The following is a 16,307-nucleotide window of genomic DNA, read 5'->3' as shown; positions in this document are numbered from 1 at the left end:
ATTAAGAGTCAAAGCAAAGAACTGACCACATCGCACAGCGAGCGCAGGCGGCGGTAGCCGATCGCCAGCAGGGTGACAGAGGAAACTGAAGCATCACGCCCACAATAGACGGATGTCTAGGCTGCCCCCTACAGGTGATTCAATAATATCAGAGGGAGGCCGTCCCTTAATCCCTTTTTTCAGGTGTTTAGTGCAGGGTATCCCTACCTTTGATGGCTTGGGCAAGGAACCTATGGAGGTCCTCAAAGCTCCCCACGTAGGCGGGTACAGGGACATCATAGCCCTTGAGGTTCAGCACTTGCGGTCGAAAGGGGACAACGGTTGGACAAGACTGCACAAGGTAGTGGTAGGTGGTTGCCCCCATGGCCAGATCAGCGGCAATGGTTTTGGTGGCACTCTCAAGACGAAAGGCGGCATTAACGGTATCTCCCAGAGCAGTATAGTCGGGGCGATCGCCACTCCCCGTATTACCCACCATTGCATAGCCTGTATTCAAGCCAGAACCAATGCGCAGTGGCCATGGCAAGGGATATTGCTGGTGCAATTCTCCCGTCATCAGCCGTAGATCCTCTAAGGCAGAGAGGGTGTGGCAAATTTCTTGATAGCCAATCTCCTCGCTTTCGTGGATCCAAACCGCCATGACCGCATCGCCAATGTACTTATCGACCCAACTGCCGTATTGACGGATAATCTCACCCGCCCGATGAAACCACGTGCCAATTAGCTCCGACAGTAGCTCCTCTTCGAGTTGCCGGGTTAGCTTGGTAAAGTCACGAATATCCACAACCAGAACCGTCAGCAGGCGGCGGACATGGAGCAGTGCCGTGGCGGAGCCTTCAGATTGGGGCAAAGACAGAGTGGCATTTTCGGCAAATAGGGGGGCAAAGGGTTCGTTAAAAAAGTCCAGTTCCGTTTGGCCAAAGGTAATGCGATCGCCATTGTGCAGGGCAACGGGAATACTAACGCGGCGACCATTGACGAACGTACCATTGCGACTGCCGAGATCAATTAGATAAAACTCCCCCTGTCCCATGCGCTGAATCATGGCATGGTTCCGTGACATCCAGCGATCGCTGAGCACAATGGAATTGTCTTCACTGCGGCCAATTGTCCAGCAGTTTCCCCCCGTCAAGGGAAAATAACAAACCGTGTCCTCACTCACCAGTGCTAGATGGGGTTCTGAGGGGGGTGGGGGCTCAGGGTGAACAACCTCAGGGGGGCGGGGAATCTGCGAGAGGGTATGGCGCAGTTGATTAATCATTTGCTGCTGACGCAAAATAATCGCCACTAATTGTTGGGGAGGTAAGGTCTCGAGGATCTTTTGGTCGGGCAAGTTAAACGTCAGGTCAGTATCCATGGGGGGGCAAAATAGGAGAAACACTTTTCATAGTTGAGAAATCACCGTGGGTCAGCTCTCCCCCCAGCGCCACCGACGTGTAGATGTTTCAAAGTGAAGTCCAGCAGCAGATCTAGTCTAGCAAAGGAGTTTTGTCTGGCTCAATAGATACAGTCTGTGGGGTAGCACCAATCAACCATAGAGCGATCACCAGAGGAAGCATTAGCCACTATTTGCCCTCGTAAAAATTATTAACCTTTCCCCTAGGGTTGGGTTGAAGCCCATCCGCTAAAATGATGGCAGCTTTGGGAGGGATTGCTCTCTCCGTGAATGCACTTTGACCTGTCTGCATTTGAGGACAACACTCCATGCGTCGATTGTTAGCCCTACTCCTTGTCTTGACCCTGTGGCTAGGTTTTACCCCTCTAGCCTCCGCTGATGTGGCAGGACTCGTCCCCTGCAAAGATTCTCCTGCCTTTCAAAAACGCGCTGCCGCTGCTGTCAATACCACCGCTGATCCCGCCTCCGGTCAAAAACGGTTTGAGCGCTACAGCCAAGCCCTGTGCGGCCAAGAGGGTTTGCCCCACCTCGTGGTGGATGGTCGCCTCAGCCGTGCCGGTGATTTTCTCATTCCCAGTGTGCTCTTCCTGTACATTGCCGGCTGGATTGGCTGGGTGGGCCGCGCCTACTTGATTGCGGTGCGCGATAGCGGTGAAGCCAACGAAAAAGAAATCATTATTGATGTGCCCCTTGCCATCAAATGCATGCTCACGGGGTTTGCTTGGCCAGTGGCTGCCCTCAAAGAGCTGGCATCGGGCGAACTCACCGCCAAGGATAACGAAATTACTGTTTCCCCTCGCTAGCTTCACTGTTCGTTGATTGTCATAGGGACGACGTACCATGAAACACTTTTTGACCTATCTTTCCACCGCGCCCGTGTTGGCCGCCATTTGGATGACGATTACCGCTGGGATTTTGATTGAGTTTAATCGCTTCTACCCCGACTTGCTCTTCCATCCCCTCTAGGTGAACCCTTAACTTTGGAACAAACTCGGTACAAGGGTGGAACAGCGTTCTGCCCTTTTTTTGTCGCGATCGATCGCGCACCGTAAGTGTTTGCTCCCCAGAGGCTATAGAATGGTTATTTGTCCTAAAATAGCAGACGTAGCCACTAGCGCTGACGCTTGCTGTCAACCCATCCAATTAATGAAAGAGGATCCCCATGGCAAAGCGGCTGCAAGTTGTCTTGAATGAAACTGTCAATAAACTCGGGCGAATGGGTCAAGTCGTTGAAGTCGCCCCCGGCTATGCCCGTAATTACCTATTTCCAAGAGGGATTGCCGAGCCAGCAACCCCCAATGCCCTGCGCCGCGTAGAGCGGCTCCAAGAAAAAGAACGGCAGCGGCTCGCCGAACTCAAGGGCGTTGCTGAAAAACAAAAAGCCACCCTTGAAAAACTGGCCACCATTACAATCTCGATGCCCGTGGGCGAAAAAGATATGCTCTTTGGCAGCGTTACACCCCAAGATGTGGCCGATGCCATCCAAGCAATTACCGGCGAAACCATTGATCGCCGTGAAATGATTCTGCCTGAGATTCGCAAATTGGGCACCTACACGGCTGAAATCAAGCTCCACCCCGAAGTGAGTGTCAAACTCAATATCCAAGTCGTTGCCGATTAGGGCTAGCCTCCTTGATGGTTCAGGAGCCAAGTTTTCAGCCCGATAGCCAACTGATTCCCCCCCAGAACCTCGAAGCGGAAGAGTGGGTCTTGGGGGGTATTCTCTTAGACCCGGAAGCCATCAACCGTGTGGTGGATATTTTGCCAGTTGAGGCCTTTTACCTCAGTGCCCACCGCGAGATCTATCGGGCGGCAGTTTCTCTCCACAGTCGCAGCAGCCCCACGGATCTGCTGTGCGTTACCGCTTGGCTACAGGATCAGGGGCTATTAGAGCGAGTTGGGGGGCACACCAAGCTGGCGGAACTGGTGGAGCGCACAGTGAGCGCGATTAATATTGATCGCTACGCCCTCTTGGTCAAGGAAAAATACCTGCGCCGTAAGCTGATTGAAGCCGGTACCCATGTGGTGAAGCTGGGCTACGATAGCAGCCTCTCATTGAATGAGATCTTGGATCAGGCCGAGCAGCAGATCTTTAGTGTGACGCAGGATCGGATTCAGCAGGGGTTGACCCGCACCGGTGAAATTCTTGAGCGCACGTTTAAGGAATTGGAACAGCGGGTGATCGGCAATATTCAGCCGGGTCTATCCTGCAATTTCTATGATCTGGACAACATGACCCAAGGCTTCCAGCGATCGGACTTGATTATTATTGCCGGTCGTCCTTCAATGGGCAAGACAGCGATTGCCCTGCAAATTGCCCGTCGCATTGCCGAAATTCACAATTTGGGGGTGGCGATCTACAGCCTTGAGATGTCCAAGGAGCAACTGGTGCAACGTCTCCTCGCCAGCGAAGCCCGCATCGACAGCAACTATTTACGGGCGGGGCGCATTAGTCAACACCAGTGGGAACCCCTAAGTCGGGCGATCGGTATTCTCTCCCAACTGCCTATTTATATTGACGACACTCCCAATCCCACCCTTGGCGAGATTCGCTCCACTGCCCGTCGCCTTCATGCCGAGCATCCCAACGGCCTCGGCCTCATTTTGATTGACTATCTGCAACTAATGGGCGGTGAAGAAACCACAGAAGGTCGGGTGCAGGAACTTTCGAAAATTACCCGCTCCCTCAAGGGACTGGCGCGGGAACTCAATGTCCCTGTCATTGCCCTCTCCCAACTCAGCCGCAGTGTCGAATCGCGGCAAAATAAACGCCCCCTGATGTCTGATTTGCGCGAATCCGGCTCCATTGAACAGGATGCCGACTTGGTGATCCTGCTGTACCGCGATGAATATTACAACCCCGATACCCCTGATCGCGGCATTTGCGAACTCCTGATTGCCAAACACCGCAACGGACCGGTGGGCACCGTCAAGCTCCTCTTTGACCCCCAATACACTCGCTTTGAAAACCTTGCCCGTGATTAGTCGAGTGGGGAGAATTTTTCTAATCCGCTTGCGGCCGCGATCCGCCAAATAGCCAATGGAGGTTGACGCCCACCCCTGGTGACCTCTGACCGGCAAGACCCGCATTGGGAATACTGCTACCAACTGCCGTTGAGCCATAGAGATCAATGCCTAGCCCCCACTGGGGCACGACGTAACGCAAGCCAGCACTATAGATCCCCGTTTGGCCAAAAACAGGAGTGGCTTCCGCAATAAATTGGAGGTTGCGGACTACCTCAACATTGAGGCCGACCCCGACACCACCCACTACGTTTTGAGCGGGAGTAAAAATCCCCAACTTGGGATTCAGCAGCAGTGCCACATTCTTAGTTGGCTCATACATAAAGGCCAGTTCCAAGCCGCCTAGGGAACGACTGCGACCTCCCCCCTCCTTAATGCCACGATTAAATGAGCCTTGAAAGGCCAAAGAAAAGGGATCCCCTTGAGCCTGATCGAGGAAACGCAACTTAGCTGCTAGCCCAAACTGCAAGTTACCGCTGTAGTTGGCGTTTTCGATGAGGGTTTCGCCGCGTTCCCACTGTTCAATCGCAATGGCAAATTGGGCATCGTAGGCAAGACCAAAGCCCACCTGAAAACCAGTTCCTGTGGTGCCGCTATTGCCCCGCAGGTGCAGCATCCCCGGATCAAAGGTGCTGGGGGAGGTAAGGGTGAGGCCATTGAGCAAAAGCTGGCGATCGCGATCCGTAAGCGGTTGCCGAGGCCCACTGCGAAAACTGGGCAAAAAGGGTGGCGCAAAATCAGGCCCCATCTTGGGGGTATAGCTTAATCCCGCCATGACACCCACTTGATCGGCCCCGGGTAAAAAAGCCAAGGTGCGGGTTGCAGGAGTGATCCCAAAGGCATTGGTGGCTGCCAAATCAATACTCACTGAAGGGTTCACGAGGAAACGCACACCGGCGCTCCACACCGGCAGGTTGACGATCGCGCCATCGCTACTGCGCACGGCATTGCCCCCCGGACCTACGGGCATATTGATATCGGCAAACAGGTTAAAGCGAGGATGGGCCTGCCAACTGATGCCCGTGCCAAAGTTGAAGTTCGTGCCGTAAAAGTCCCCTCCCTTGTTCACTGTGTCGGGAAAGTAGGTGAGGCTTGGCGTAAAGTGCCACTGCAACTGAGGATTAAAAGAATAGGTAATCGGCGCTTGCAATGAGGCGGCAACTGTCCACGTATTTGCTGGCGCAGCACCGGGCACAAAGAGGAAATTGTCCGATTCCACCTCTAGCCCTTCTAGGGAGCCAGCCACGGCCACAGATAGATGCTTGCCGCGATGCATTTGATATTTGAGACCGGTAGCGATCGCTGTAAACAGCAGGTTAGGTTGTCCCCCCTTCACCAAGCGTCCCAAGGGATCGCCGTAGTAATTGCCACTAAAGCTGACTTGCAAGCGATGATTGATCGCATAGTCAATGGAGCCATAGAAAATTTGCAGACCGCTGCCGCCCCCAGCCACTTGGGGATCATAGTTGCGGATTCCCACCCGTAGTTCAAGGGTTTGCTCCGGCAGGATATTGGCGGTCTCCAAGTTAAAGAGACGGGTGGGCGGACGCATCAGGGGAGGAAGGCGATACTGGGGTTCTTCGGCAATGACCGGCGTCGGTGCCTGCTCAGCCACGGAGGGTAAAATGGGTCGCGCCAGTTCTTCGGGGGTTGCTGGCTGCCAAGGGCGATCGCCACTGGGTTCGGGAACGGCTTGCCATTGGGGCGGTGCTTCCGCCGCTGGTGCCACTTCAAAGGTTCGGTTCGTTGTTGGCTGAGCCTCAATTTGCCATTGGGGTGGGCTAGATTGCGCCGTTGCCGCGAGGGGTAGCCACACACCTGCACTGAAGCCAAGGGCCAGCGTCCATTTGCCATTCATGCCACATCCCTCACACCACTCTCTTTCCCAGTTAAACCGATCGCGCCCCTTGCTGGCAAATTTATTCCCACTCAATGGTTCCCGGTGGCTTGGAGGTAATGTCATACACGACCCGATTCACCCCCGGGACTTCATTGACAATGCGGTTGGAAATGCGCTCGAGGAGATCGTAGGGCACCCGTGCCCAGTCGGCGGTCATTCCATCTTCACTGGTGACAAACCGCAGCACCACTGGATAGGCATAGGTCCGCTGATCCCCCATGACCCCCACAGTGCGAATCGGCAGCAACACCGCAAAGGCTTGCCAAAAGTCGTGGTACATCTCAGCGCGGTTAATTTCCTGCCGCACAATCAGATCTGCATCCCGCAGAATCTCTAGGCGTTCCGGAGTCACTTCCCCCAGAATCCGAATCGCTAAACCGGGACCGGGAAAGGGATGCCGCCGCACAATTTCTTCGGGCAGACCGAGCGATCGCCCCACTTGGCGCACTTCATCCTTAAAGAGCTTGCGCAGGGGTTCCACCAGCTTAAAGCGCAGGTTCTCCGGCAGACCGCCTACATTGTGGTGGCTCTTGATTTTTACCGCTACGCGCTCGCCGGTTTGGGGATCAATGTTGGTATTCGCCGATTCAATGACATCGGGATACAGCGTGCCCTGAGCGAGATAGTCAAAAGGCCCTAGCCGCTGCGACTCTTCCTCAAAAACGCGGATAAATTCATGGCCAATGCGTTTGCGCTTTTCTTCGGGGTCGGTGACGCCCACCAGTTGGGCAAGGAAGCGATCGCGGGCATTGACATACTCCACCTTGATGTGAAACTGCTCCTGAAAGAGCTTGAGGAGTCGCTCGGGTTCCCCTTTGCGCATGAACCCTTGGTCAATGAACATACAGGTGAGCTGATCGCCAATGGCGCGGTGGAGCAAAAAGGCTAGCGTCGAGGAATCCACTCCCCCCGATAGGGCAAGGAGGACCCGTTTGTCCCCCACTTTGGCACGCACTTCACGGATCGCTTCTTCGACAAAGGCAGCAGTTGTCCAAGTGGGTTCGCAATCGCAAATGTGATAGACAAAGTTGCGGATCAGGGCAATGCCGCCCACGGAATGCACCACCTCTGGGTGGAACTGAACGCCATAGAGTTTCCGCTCTGGATGGGCGATCGCCGCCATTGGCGTATTGTGGGTATGCGCCAAGACCCGAAAACCGGCGGGCAACTCGGTGACGCTATCGCCATGACTCATCCACATAATCGTTTCCTGCTCCACATTAGTGAGCAGATCCGTGGGGTCATCAATAAAGAGTGCCGCCTTGCCATACTCGCCAGCGATCGCTCGCTCCACAGTTCCCCCCAACTGTTGCACCATCAGTTGCATGCCATAACACACGCCAAGGATGGGAATCCCGAGGTTCCAAATTTCTGGATCACAGTGGGGAGCATTCTCGTCATAGACAGAGTTGGGGCCACCGGAGAGAATAATGCCCTTAGGTGCCAATTGGGCAAGTTGCTCAGCAGTGGTGCGGTAGGAAATGACCTCGGAATAGACTTGGGTCTCACGAATGCGGCGGGCAATGAGTTCGGAGTATTGTGACCCAAAATCGAGAATGACAATAAGTTGGCGTTGTAGGCCTTGGTCGGCAGCTGTGGCGGGTTGGTGGAGGGTGGAGTGAGTCAACGTTGCAATCCTTCTGAATCCCAAATAGCTCATACTTTCCAGAATACCCCCCTTTTCTGAAAGTGATGCAATCCTGTCTGAGAGCGGTCTTGGCTGTATCGCTGCTGTGGCTGGCGGGGGAATCTGCCCAACAGTGGTACGATCGCTATCTAAGTAGCGAATGTAACGAATCACCTGCATGAGTGCCCCCCTTACTGTCGAGTCTGTGTTGGCCGTTCTCCGCCCTGTGGAAGATCCCGAGTTACGGCGATCACTGGTGGAGTTGAATATGATCCGCGATGTCGCCATTGAGGATGGCACGGTTCGCTTTACACTGGTGCTGACAACGCCAGCTTGCCCCCTCCGGGAATTCATTGTCGAGGATTGCAAGAAGGCCGTCTTTACCCTGCCGGGGGTGATGGATGTGCAAGTGGCGGTTACCGCCGAAACGCCCCAGCAAAAGAGTCTGCCGGATCGCACCGATGTAGCCGGGGTCAAGAACATTATTGCCGTCTCCAGTGGTAAAGGGGGGGTCGGCAAAAGTACCGTTGCGGTGAATTTAGCCCTTGCCCTTGCCCAAGCGGGGGCTGCCGTTGGCATTATTGATGCGGATATCTATGGGCCGAATGTTCCCACGATGCTGGGGCTAGAGGATGCCATTGTCGAAGTGCGCAAGGAAGCGAGAGGCGATGTCCTGTTACCCCCGGTGGCTCACGGCTTGAAAGTAGTCTCCATGGCCTTCCTGATTGATCGCGATCAGCCGGTCATTTGGCGCGGTCCCATGCTCAATGGCATTATTCGCCAATTTCTCTACCAAAGTGACTGGGGCGCACTGGACTATCTGATTGTGGATTTACCCCCTGGCACTGGGGATGCTCAACTCACACTGGCGCAAGCGGTACCAATGGCAGGTGTGGTAATCGTCACAACGCCCCAACCCGTTGCCCTTGGGGATGCACGGCGAGGATTGCGGATGTTTCAGCAGTTGGGGGTCACTGTCCTCGGGCTAGTGGAAAACATGAGCTACTTTATTCCCCCTGATTTGCCCAATCGTCGCTATGACATTTTTGGCAGTGGCGGTGGCGAAGCTTTGGCGGCGGAAATGGGTGTACCCCTTTTAGGACAGGTGCCCTTGGAATTGCCCGTGCGGGAAGGGGGAGATTTGGGTCAACCGATTCTGATTGCGGATCCGCAGTCTGCTTCGGCTCAAGCCCTACGGGCGATCGCCCAACAGGTGGCGGCACGGGTCTCAGTGGCTGCCCTGAGCCCTGTGGGATGAATAGTAAGCGGTTCAAGATCAAGAATCCCCTTTTTTGGTGGGCAGCTGGCCTCGCCTTAATGAGCGATCGCCTGACCAAAGCATGGATTGTGGCCACCTATGCGCTAACAGTGCCGCCGCAAACAACGCCCATTATCCCCGGTGTCTTTCACATTACCTACGTTACGAATACTGGGGCAGCCTTTAGCCTCTTTGCCAATGGCAGTGTCTGGTTGCGCTGGCTGTCTCTCATCGTTAGCTTCGGTCTGATCACTTGGGCGGTGCTAGGTCCGAGATTAGATCGCTGGCAGCAGGTGGGCTATGGCTGTTTACTGGGTGGCGCCTTGGGCAATGGCATTGATCGCTTTCTCACGGGCGAGGTGGTGGACTTTTTGGATTTTCGCTTGATTCAATTTCCCGTCTTTAATGTGGCGGACATTGCCATCAATATCAGCATTGTCTGTCTTTTGTGGTCGGCGTGGCGCCAGCGCTAGCTAATCCTAAATCAGTCAAAAACTGAGTCAGTTCCCCTTGGCGGGTACCACCGTAGAGCACGTTCACTTGATAGACCCATTGATTGGTCCAGTCGAGGGCTGTTAACCAACCACTGCGGCGATGGTAGGCACCCGTTTCAATCCCTAACCAGGCAGCCCCGCGCACAATTTTCCCGGCTTCCACACCGGGAAACGTAAATGTAAGCGTGTGACCCACCACAATTGTTTTATCCGCAAAATAGGGCTTGGGGTGGCATAAAAACTGTTCGCGGATCCAGCAGCACTCTTGGCTGCCTTGCTGTTCTAAGGAAAGATAGGGATTAAGACCCGCATGGACAACAAACACATCCCCTAAATCTTGATAGAGGGGAACTGTGTGCAGCCAGTCGAGGTGTTCCCGAAGCAAGTCAGTAGAAGTGTAACTAGCAAGGGTTTGATCGCCACCACTATTGCACCAGACAAAGAGCCGCGCAGCATTGATTTGTTTGCCCTCGAAGGTGAGGAGCATCATGTCTTCGTGGTTGCCCCGCACAGCGCCATAGCCACACTGGCGCACTAATTCTACAACGGAGGCGCTACTCGATCCTCGATCCACGAGGTCACCAAGGAAGTACAGGCGATCGCCCACCCGAGGTGAGATGAGATCCAGTAAACGGCACAGGCCTTCATAGTGGCCGTGGACATCCCCAATGAGAACAAGGCGATTGTCCTTTGGACCCGCTCCGCGATCGCCCACTGTGGTCACTCCTAGGGTGTCGTTACGGGTGTGAGGGACAAAGAATTGGCAGCGGCTGGCACTTGAGTGGTGTTTTCATAGCTGGGGCCAAGTAACGTCGCGACTGTTAGCACTTGGGGTGGGGTGGCATCAGGCGGGTAGAGTAAATCCACAGTAACATCCCGTTTTTCGCCTGGACGCATATTTAATGTTACTAACGGTTCTCCCCGCTGACCCCGCCGCTGTACCAAATGGACATAGCGCTCTTGCATCTGTCCTAAATCATCCGTAAAACGAACACGCACCGTTCCCCGGAAAAACACTTGGGGGGCAGGGGGTTCCAGAAATTGGAGGACGACACTGCGGTGATCTTGCTTGACAGGGGTTTGCAGTGTTAGCACCACCGACTGAAACCGGCGGGTATTGTTGACCAAAGGCAAGGTCAAACTATAGTGAACACCATAATTGCCGTGGGCGTAGTAGGCGGTGTCTGGATAGCGTACCACCATGGGGGCACTTTGAATTTGACCGGTGCCAAGGGTGCCTCGGTGGAGCGTACTAATGCCATAGGAGATGGCTCGCCCCGGTGGCGGAATCGTTAAAGCCTGTCCATCGGTTTGGTCATCGGTGAGCGTGGCTTGCCAGCGAGAGCCTTGACTGACACCGGCCACACGGCCATAAAAGAAGCGACCAAACTGGTCACCATTGGGGGGAGTGGGTGGAATATCACGAGGGGTCACCAGTTGACCGCGATGGAGCATTGTCCACCATTCCCCTAGGGTGGGTGCCCGTTCGGTGCCCTGCTCGTTCATGCGGGCAAACATTGACATTTGGGCTAAGTAAATCGGCCCATTGCTTTCTAAATACATCAGGGTTGAGCGACCATTGGAGGAGGAGACCTCACCAAAGGGATTCGTATCCGGAATTAGGGGTAACTTGGGGCCGACGCCACCATCGGCATTGAGCATAAACTCGGCGCGGACACGATTGAGTACCGCATTGGGAAATTGAGTGGGCAACGGCAGCGGCAAATTCGCCAGCATCCGTGCTTCGCGAGGGGGAATAGTCACCTGTGAGGGAAAGAACGTCTGCCGTACCCCCCGCAGCACTTGGTTGGTGACTCGACTCCCAGGCCCTGAAAAAACAAAGCCCGTGGGGTTATCGAGTATGGCGGGCAAATTGCGGAAGGGAGCATCTGGCGTACTTAAAAAACTAGCGGCTTGATGAAATCTCACCGTAACATAGCGATCCGTTGGGTTATAGGCCAGCAGTCCCAAATAGAGGGTTGGCGTACTCACCGCCCGATTGGATTGGGTAATGTGGTGGGCAAAGACATCAAAGCGTCCCTCTAGGGGATAGTTGAGGTGAGCCGTCGGTTGCCATTTCCCGTGGGGTGGAAAGGTCGAGAGGAGAATCCCCTCAGAGCGCACCATCTCTGGACTATTGCTGTTAAAGACCGGCACATCATCTAATTGGCCGGGAAGGGGACGAATGTCTTGGGGAAAATAGGCGAAATTGGTGGGTGTGACGTAGGCCGTTGCAGCGGGCGAGGAAGGGACTTCAGGAGGTGGGACGTTGATGGGTACCGCATTGGCCTGAACAACAACATTCGAGCGAGGCGAATATTCCTGTACAACGGTAGATGAATGTTGGGGTGGAGTTGCTAGAGCGGCTTGTGCCACAAGAATGGGAGCAAGCATATTCGATCCAAACCACAGCATTACATTGAGTGAGCAGTTCGCAAAAGCGAGGACAGGATTATCGTTTCTGCCCAAAAGTTGCATTCCCAAAGTATAGCCTAGGTTTGTAGAAAATCCGCTGAAGACCGCATAAAGCTCGCGGCATGAACGTACTCCCAGTTTAGCTTGCTCTGCGCAATGCCAGCCTAGAACTGGGTTTCAGACTGCACCAAGTGCTGATTAGAAAGTGGCCTAGGCCAATTCTAGCTCGTTAAGTGTTCCATCGACTGAACACGCTCAACACTGGACAAGTTGATGCAGGATAGCCTCTGATCTGCTGGATGTACCCCATATTGGTCTGTACCCCTAGATTGGCGTCAAATATTGAGAAAATCTAAAGAAACTCAACAAACTCTTAAGGTTTTTGCAGCGATGTTTATAATTCTCTCAGAAGCGGTAGTTCGCCGCCCCTGAGGATTGAGTACCGTCCATCTTATGAAGCCCCGCATCTTAATCATTGACGATGACCCTGCGATCGCTGATGTTTTGGCAATTAACCTGCAAATGGCGGGCTACGAGGTCACAAAGTCTTTAGATGGGATGCAAGGGCAAGCCCTCGCCGTGCAACTCTCTCCCGATCTGATTCTCCTTGACCTGATGTTGCCCCAAGTGGATGGCTTCACCATTTGCCAACGCCTGCGGCGCGATCCGCGTACCCAAGATATTCCGATTTTGATGCTGACGGCTCTAAGCCAAACCCACAACAAGGTGGAGGGGTTTAATGCCGGTGCCGATGACTATCTCACTAAGCCTTTTGAATTGGAGGAAATGCTGGCACGGGTACGTGCTCTTTTGCGACGGGCCGATCGCATTCCGGCAACCGCAGGACACCGCGAAATCCTCAGCTATGGCCCATTGACACTGGTGCCCGAACGATTTGAGGTCTCTTGGTTTGGCAAAATTATTAAGCTGACGCGCCTTGAATTTGAACTGCTGCACTGTCTGCTGCAACGCCACGGCCAAACCGTTTCCCCCAGTGAAATTCTCAAGGAAGTCTGGGGTTATGACCCCGATGATGATATTGAAACCATTCGCGTCCATGTGCGTCACCTGCGGACAAAACTAGAACCCGATCCCCGCAGTCCTCGCTACATCAAGACGGTCTATGGCGCTGGGTACTGCTTAGAGCTGCCGAGTCATATTGAACCCCCCAATGCGTCCTAGGCTTGGGATTCCGATGCCTTCTCTGGACTCTGGGTGGGTAGTTGCAGCGGCTTGAGGGGAACTGCTTGGGCAAAGACCTGCTCATTGATGGTCTCGCCAATTTTGCTGAGGCGCTCTTCCACGGCTTGGCGAAAGCGGGTTTGTAGCTCGATCACCAAAGTGGCAAAGTCCTTGATGGCAGGGTTGAGGGTAAGGGTGTCACCACTAGGGTGTAGTGTGCGCGTCAGAATACCCGCTTTGACATAGTTGGCGATCGCCCGATTGATTCCCGGCTTACTAATCAGCTGCTCCTGCTTGCGAATTTGCTCATAAATGGCGTTGGTAATTTCTCTCGAGGCCATATTGCGGGGGCGATGAGCCATTAACCAGCGTCCCACATCGGTTAGCAGGGAATCTCCTGCCACTTCATGGGCAAAAATCGCGCGATAAATCGAGACGGTGTGGATACTCTGGGGCTCATGGGTACGGACTCTACAGTCCTCGGGTAGCTTGTCGCGCCAGCAGAGAATGGCTTTGCGCAATCGACTATTCACTGCAACGCAAATAGGTAACTGATGCTGCTCTGTTAGGTAAGCTACCCACTCTGAGGGTTTGAAGAAACCAAACCGTAATGGCTCCAGTTGGGGGAGTACCGATTTCATATCCAAAAAGACGGTATCAAAAATAATTCCCTTGGCTAATTCCTGACGCTTTGTCGGATCGCTTGTATAGTAGGCCAAAAGTTCCAGGAGCTTTTCCGTTTCCCGTTGGGGAATAGTAGCCACGGGAATCTGAGCATAGTTCAGCGGCTCAACGGGTAAGTAAGAAGACAATGAGGGTGAAGCCCGACTCGTCGTATTGGCTGGATTGGGTTGACGCGGGGGAGGCGTACCGTTTCTGCCATTGGTGGCGGGGGCGGAATGAATGAAGGGATTCTCAAGGAAGATAAATTGGTGGCACACCCGCTGAAAGCTATCACTGGCGGCGTTACGGTAGGCACAGCCAATCACCGTTTTACCGTAGTCCCGCAGACGTAGGGCAATCGAGCCAAAGCCACCATCCCCGGAGATGAGCACAAAGGTATTAATGTCGGGATACTCGTAGATGAGGGCAATGGCGTCAAGGGCAAGTTGAATATCCGCTGCATTCCGCTGATCACGATTGCGACCATAAACGCCTACCCGTTCGATTTGCGATCGCTCCAGTTGAGCATTGAGGGCTTGGAGAATTTGATTTTGCCAGTTCCCATAGGCACGCTTGATGGCAATTTCCCCCAGATCAATGGTGTCTTGAATTGATTCAAGGATCTTGTCGAGGGATACAAGCTCATTGACTCTGGCCGGATCTAGTCGCTGTCCTTGGTTAAAGACTAAGTTTTCAATGTCGTAGAGGACAGCGGTTTTTAGGGCACTTGCTGGGGATTGGGGTCTTTGCAGGAGTGTCTGAATGGTTTGCAGAGCGGTGCTCTGGGCATGAATGGCTTCAATGAGCGGTTCAAGTTGCTGCGCCGTCGCCGTGTCAGCGTCCCTTAGATTGTCCTTGAGGGTTTCCAGGGTCTGGGCTATCTCCTTACGCATCGGGCCCAGGGCTTCAGGAAGTGCTTGGTGCAGTTGCTGTTCAAAGTCAGCGAGTTGTCGGCGTTGTTGCTCCAGTTCTCGCAGGAGAAGTGCTTTGAGTTCCGTGGTCTCTGGGGAGGAGCAGAGGAAGGTGTGAATGTCTCGAAGCAGGCGATCGCTACGGCGTTGGTTCTTTTCAATGAGGGGCGCACCCGCAAGGGCGCCGATGCCACTCCCTAAAAGGGTCGCTAAGGGTTGTTGGGGTTGAATCAGTGTGGCAATACCACCAAGAGCGATCGCGCTGACGGGAGCAATGAACCAAAGCTCTGGCTTCATTCAAAATGTGATAGGAATTACACGAATTAAGAAATTATGATAGCAAAAAATGTTTAGGCACTGAGTTGGGCTTGGCGCAGTTGACCACAGGCGGCTTGCCGATCCAGGCCCCGCGATCGCCGAATGCTGGCAGTAACCCCTAGGGCTTGCAGTTGGCTGAGAAATTGCCGCAGACGCTGCTCGGTGGGACGTTGATAGGCGGCCTCAGTAATGGGATTGTAGGGAATCAGGTTGACATGGCTCTGGAAGCCCCGCAATAGCTGCGCTAGCTCCTCGGCGTGCTGGGGGCGATCGTTAACTTCGGCTAGAACCGTATATTCAAAGGTGACACGGCGCCCCGTTTGCTGCACATAGGCACGACAATCGGCAATTAACTGGCTGAGGGGATAGTGCTTGGCACTGGGAATGAGCTGCGCCCGTAGGACTTGGTTGGGGGCATGGAGGCTGACCGCAAGGGTGGTTTGCAATTGGTACTGTGCCAGTCGCTGAATTTGCTGGGGAATGCCCACGGTGGAAATGGTGATGTGCCGCTGACCAATACCAATGTCGCGGTTGAGAGAGGTGACAGCTTGTAGGACGGCCTTTAGGTTCAGCAGGGGTTCCCCCATGCCCATAAACACCACATGGCTGACGCGGCGCTCCATTTCACTCTGGATGGTGAGCACCTGATCGATGATTTCATGGCTAGCCAGATTGCGGCGATAGCCCCCTTTGCCCGTGGCACAAAAATCACAGGCCATTGGACAACCCACTTGGGAAGACACACACACCGTCAGGCGATCGCCACTGGGAATGCCCACGGTTTCAATAGTTTCTCCATCGGCTAAGGTCAAGAGGAGCTTCACTGTGCCATCTTGAGCATCATGGCGATAGCGAATTTGGGAGCGGCCAATTTCTACCTCAGCGAGAGCGTCACGCCACTGCTTGGGAAAGACTGTAATCTCTTGGAGCGATCGCACCCCCTTTTGATAGAGCCACTGATGGAGTTGTTGTCCCCGATAGCCGGGCTGCCCTTGGGCTTCTACCCATGCTTTCAGTTCTGCTGCGGATTGTCCCAGCAGTACCATAGTCTTAGACCGATTGAACTGCCCTTTGATCATAACAAACTGTTAACCTGACCTGGGGTTGCATCCTTGCGAC

Annotated in this window: 14 protein-coding genes; 7 read left to right on the top strand and 7 right to left on the bottom strand. The window is 54.1% G+C overall.

Going from position 1 to position 16,307, the window contains the following annotated elements:
* Positions 1 to 187 precede the first annotated feature (187 nt).
* Positions 188 to 1,357 (bottom strand): adenylate/guanylate cyclase domain-containing protein, encoded by a 1,170-nt coding sequence (locus tag IGQ15_RS11855; RefSeq protein WP_297052123.1) that lies wholly within the window; start codon positions 1,355 to 1,357, stop codon positions 188 to 190.
* A gap of 347 nt (positions 1,358 to 1,704) precedes the next feature.
* On the opposite strand from IGQ15_RS11855, the gene IGQ15_RS11850 reads away from it, so the two are divergent.
* The 4 genes from IGQ15_RS11850 (at position 1,705) to dnaB (ending at position 4,381) form a co-directional block, all read left to right on the top strand.
* Positions 1,705 to 2,199, top strand: coding sequence for a Photosystem I reaction center subunit III (locus IGQ15_RS11850; RefSeq protein WP_297052120.1), 495 nt, complete (start codon positions 1,705 to 1,707; stop codon positions 2,197 to 2,199).
* A gap of 37 nt (positions 2,200 to 2,236) precedes the next feature.
* Positions 2,237 to 2,362, top strand: a complete 126-nt coding sequence (psaJ, locus tag IGQ15_RS11845) for a photosystem I reaction center subunit IX (protein WP_011058244.1) — start codon at positions 2,237 to 2,239, stop codon at positions 2,360 to 2,362.
* Positions 2,363 to 2,558: 196 nt separating this feature from the next.
* Complete coding sequence (gene rplI / locus IGQ15_RS11840; RefSeq protein ID WP_297052116.1) at positions 2,559 to 3,017, top strand: 50S ribosomal protein L9; 459 nt, start codon at positions 2,559 to 2,561, stop codon at positions 3,015 to 3,017.
* 14 nt (positions 3,018 to 3,031) lie between these two features.
* Positions 3,032 to 4,381, top strand: a complete 1,350-nt coding sequence (dnaB, locus tag IGQ15_RS11835; protein ID WP_297052114.1) for a replicative DNA helicase — start codon at positions 3,032 to 3,034, stop codon at positions 4,379 to 4,381.
* 19 nt (positions 4,382 to 4,400) lie between these two features.
* Here dnaB and IGQ15_RS11830 read toward each other — a convergent pair whose 3' ends face one another.
* Together IGQ15_RS11830 and guaA are read right to left on the bottom strand one after the other, a co-directional pair.
* A complete protein-coding gene (locus IGQ15_RS11830; protein WP_297052111.1) occupies positions 4,401 to 6,383 on the bottom strand; it encodes a hypothetical protein in 1,983 nt (660 codons plus the stop codon).
* Positions 6,340 to 7,947 (bottom strand): glutamine-hydrolyzing GMP synthase, encoded by a 1,608-nt coding sequence (gene guaA / locus IGQ15_RS11825; protein WP_297052108.1) that lies wholly within the window; start codon positions 7,945 to 7,947, stop codon positions 6,340 to 6,342. Before guaA ends, IGQ15_RS11830 begins: the two co-directional genes overlap by 44 nt.
* A gap of 178 nt (positions 7,948 to 8,125) precedes the next feature.
* Here guaA and IGQ15_RS11820 point away from each other — a divergent pair, with 178 nt between their 5' ends.
* Complete coding sequence (locus IGQ15_RS11820; RefSeq protein WP_149820305.1) at positions 8,126 to 9,205, top strand: Mrp/NBP35 family ATP-binding protein; 1,080 nt, start codon at positions 8,126 to 8,128, stop codon at positions 9,203 to 9,205.
* On the top strand, positions 9,202 to 9,678 hold the full coding sequence (gene lspA / locus IGQ15_RS11815) for a signal peptidase II (RefSeq protein ID WP_297052104.1): 477 nt from the start codon (positions 9,202 to 9,204) through the stop codon (positions 9,676 to 9,678). Before IGQ15_RS11820 ends, lspA begins: the two co-directional genes overlap by 4 nt.
* Here lspA and IGQ15_RS11810 read toward each other — a convergent pair.
* On the bottom strand, positions 9,635 to 10,414 hold the full coding sequence (locus IGQ15_RS11810; protein WP_297052101.1) for a metallophosphoesterase family protein: 780 nt from the start codon (positions 10,412 to 10,414) through the stop codon (positions 9,635 to 9,637). The genes lspA and IGQ15_RS11810 overlap by 44 nt on opposite strands.
* An 11-nt stretch (positions 10,415 to 10,425) precedes the next feature.
* Entirely contained in the window at positions 10,426 to 12,093 is a 1,668-nt protein-coding gene (locus IGQ15_RS11805; RefSeq protein ID WP_297052098.1) for a DUF3370 domain-containing protein, read from the bottom strand.
* Between the two features lie 474 nt (positions 12,094 to 12,567).
* Here IGQ15_RS11805 and IGQ15_RS11800 point away from each other — a divergent pair, with 474 nt between their 5' ends.
* Entirely contained in the window at positions 12,568 to 13,296 is a 729-nt protein-coding gene (locus tag IGQ15_RS11800; protein WP_297052096.1) for a response regulator transcription factor, read from the top strand.
* On the opposite strand, the gene IGQ15_RS11795 is transcribed toward IGQ15_RS11800, so the two are convergent.
* Together IGQ15_RS11795 and rlmN are read right to left on the bottom strand one after the other, a co-directional pair.
* Positions 13,293 to 15,167, bottom strand: a complete 1,875-nt coding sequence (locus IGQ15_RS11795) for an NYN domain-containing protein (RefSeq protein WP_297052093.1) — start codon at positions 15,165 to 15,167, stop codon at positions 13,293 to 13,295. The two genes, IGQ15_RS11800 and IGQ15_RS11795, sit on opposite strands and share 4 nt — an antisense overlap.
* Before the next feature lie 53 nt (positions 15,168 to 15,220).
* Positions 15,221 to 16,234, bottom strand: coding sequence for a 23S rRNA (adenine(2503)-C(2))-methyltransferase RlmN (gene rlmN, locus IGQ15_RS11790; protein WP_297052090.1), 1,014 nt, complete (start codon positions 16,232 to 16,234; stop codon positions 15,221 to 15,223).
* Positions 16,235 to 16,307 lie beyond the last annotated feature (73 nt).

It is taken from the genome of Thermosynechococcus sp. M98_K2018_005 (genome assembly GCF_015295825.1).
GTDB lineage: Bacteria > Cyanobacteriota > Cyanobacteriia > Thermosynechococcales > Thermosynechococcaceae > Thermosynechococcus.
This window is presented reverse-complemented; position numbering and strand designations above follow the sequence as displayed.

What these genes read in the sequence shown, in the direction of transcription:
- IGQ15_RS11855 (WP_297052123.1), bottom strand. Translation starts at nt 1,357, where the DNA reads ATGGATACTGACCTGACGTTTAACTTGCCCGACCAAAAGATCCTCGAG.
- IGQ15_RS11850 (WP_297052120.1), top strand. Translation starts at nt 1,705, where the DNA reads ATGCGTCGATTGTTAGCCCTACTCCTTGTCTTGACCCTGTGGCTAGGT.
- psaJ (WP_011058244.1), top strand. Translation starts at nt 2,237, where the DNA reads ATGAAACACTTTTTGACCTATCTTTCCACCGCGCCCGTGTTGGCCGCC.
- rplI (WP_297052116.1), top strand. Translation starts at nt 2,559, where the DNA reads ATGGCAAAGCGGCTGCAAGTTGTCTTGAATGAAACTGTCAATAAACTC.
- dnaB (WP_297052114.1), top strand. Translation starts at nt 3,032, where the DNA reads ATGGTTCAGGAGCCAAGTTTTCAGCCCGATAGCCAACTGATTCCCCCC.
- IGQ15_RS11830 (WP_297052111.1), bottom strand. Translation starts at nt 6,383, where the DNA reads ATGACATTACCTCCAAGCCACCGGGAACCATTGAGTGGGAATAAATTT.
- IGQ15_RS11820 (WP_149820305.1), top strand. Translation starts at nt 8,126, where the DNA reads ATGAGTGCCCCCCTTACTGTCGAGTCTGTGTTGGCCGTTCTCCGCCCT.
- lspA (WP_297052104.1), top strand. Translation starts at nt 9,202, where the DNA reads ATGAATAGTAAGCGGTTCAAGATCAAGAATCCCCTTTTTTGGTGGGCA.
- IGQ15_RS11805 (WP_297052098.1), bottom strand. Translation starts at nt 12,093, where the DNA reads ATGCTTGCTCCCATTCTTGTGGCACAAGCCGCTCTAGCAACTCCACCC.
- IGQ15_RS11800 (WP_297052096.1), top strand. Translation starts at nt 12,568, where the DNA reads ATGAAGCCCCGCATCTTAATCATTGACGATGACCCTGCGATCGCTGAT.
- IGQ15_RS11795 (WP_297052093.1), bottom strand. Translation starts at nt 15,167, where the DNA reads ATGAAGCCAGAGCTTTGGTTCATTGCTCCCGTCAGCGCGATCGCTCTT.
- rlmN (WP_297052090.1), bottom strand. Translation starts at nt 16,234, where the DNA reads ATGGTACTGCTGGGACAATCCGCAGCAGAACTGAAAGCATGGGTAGAA.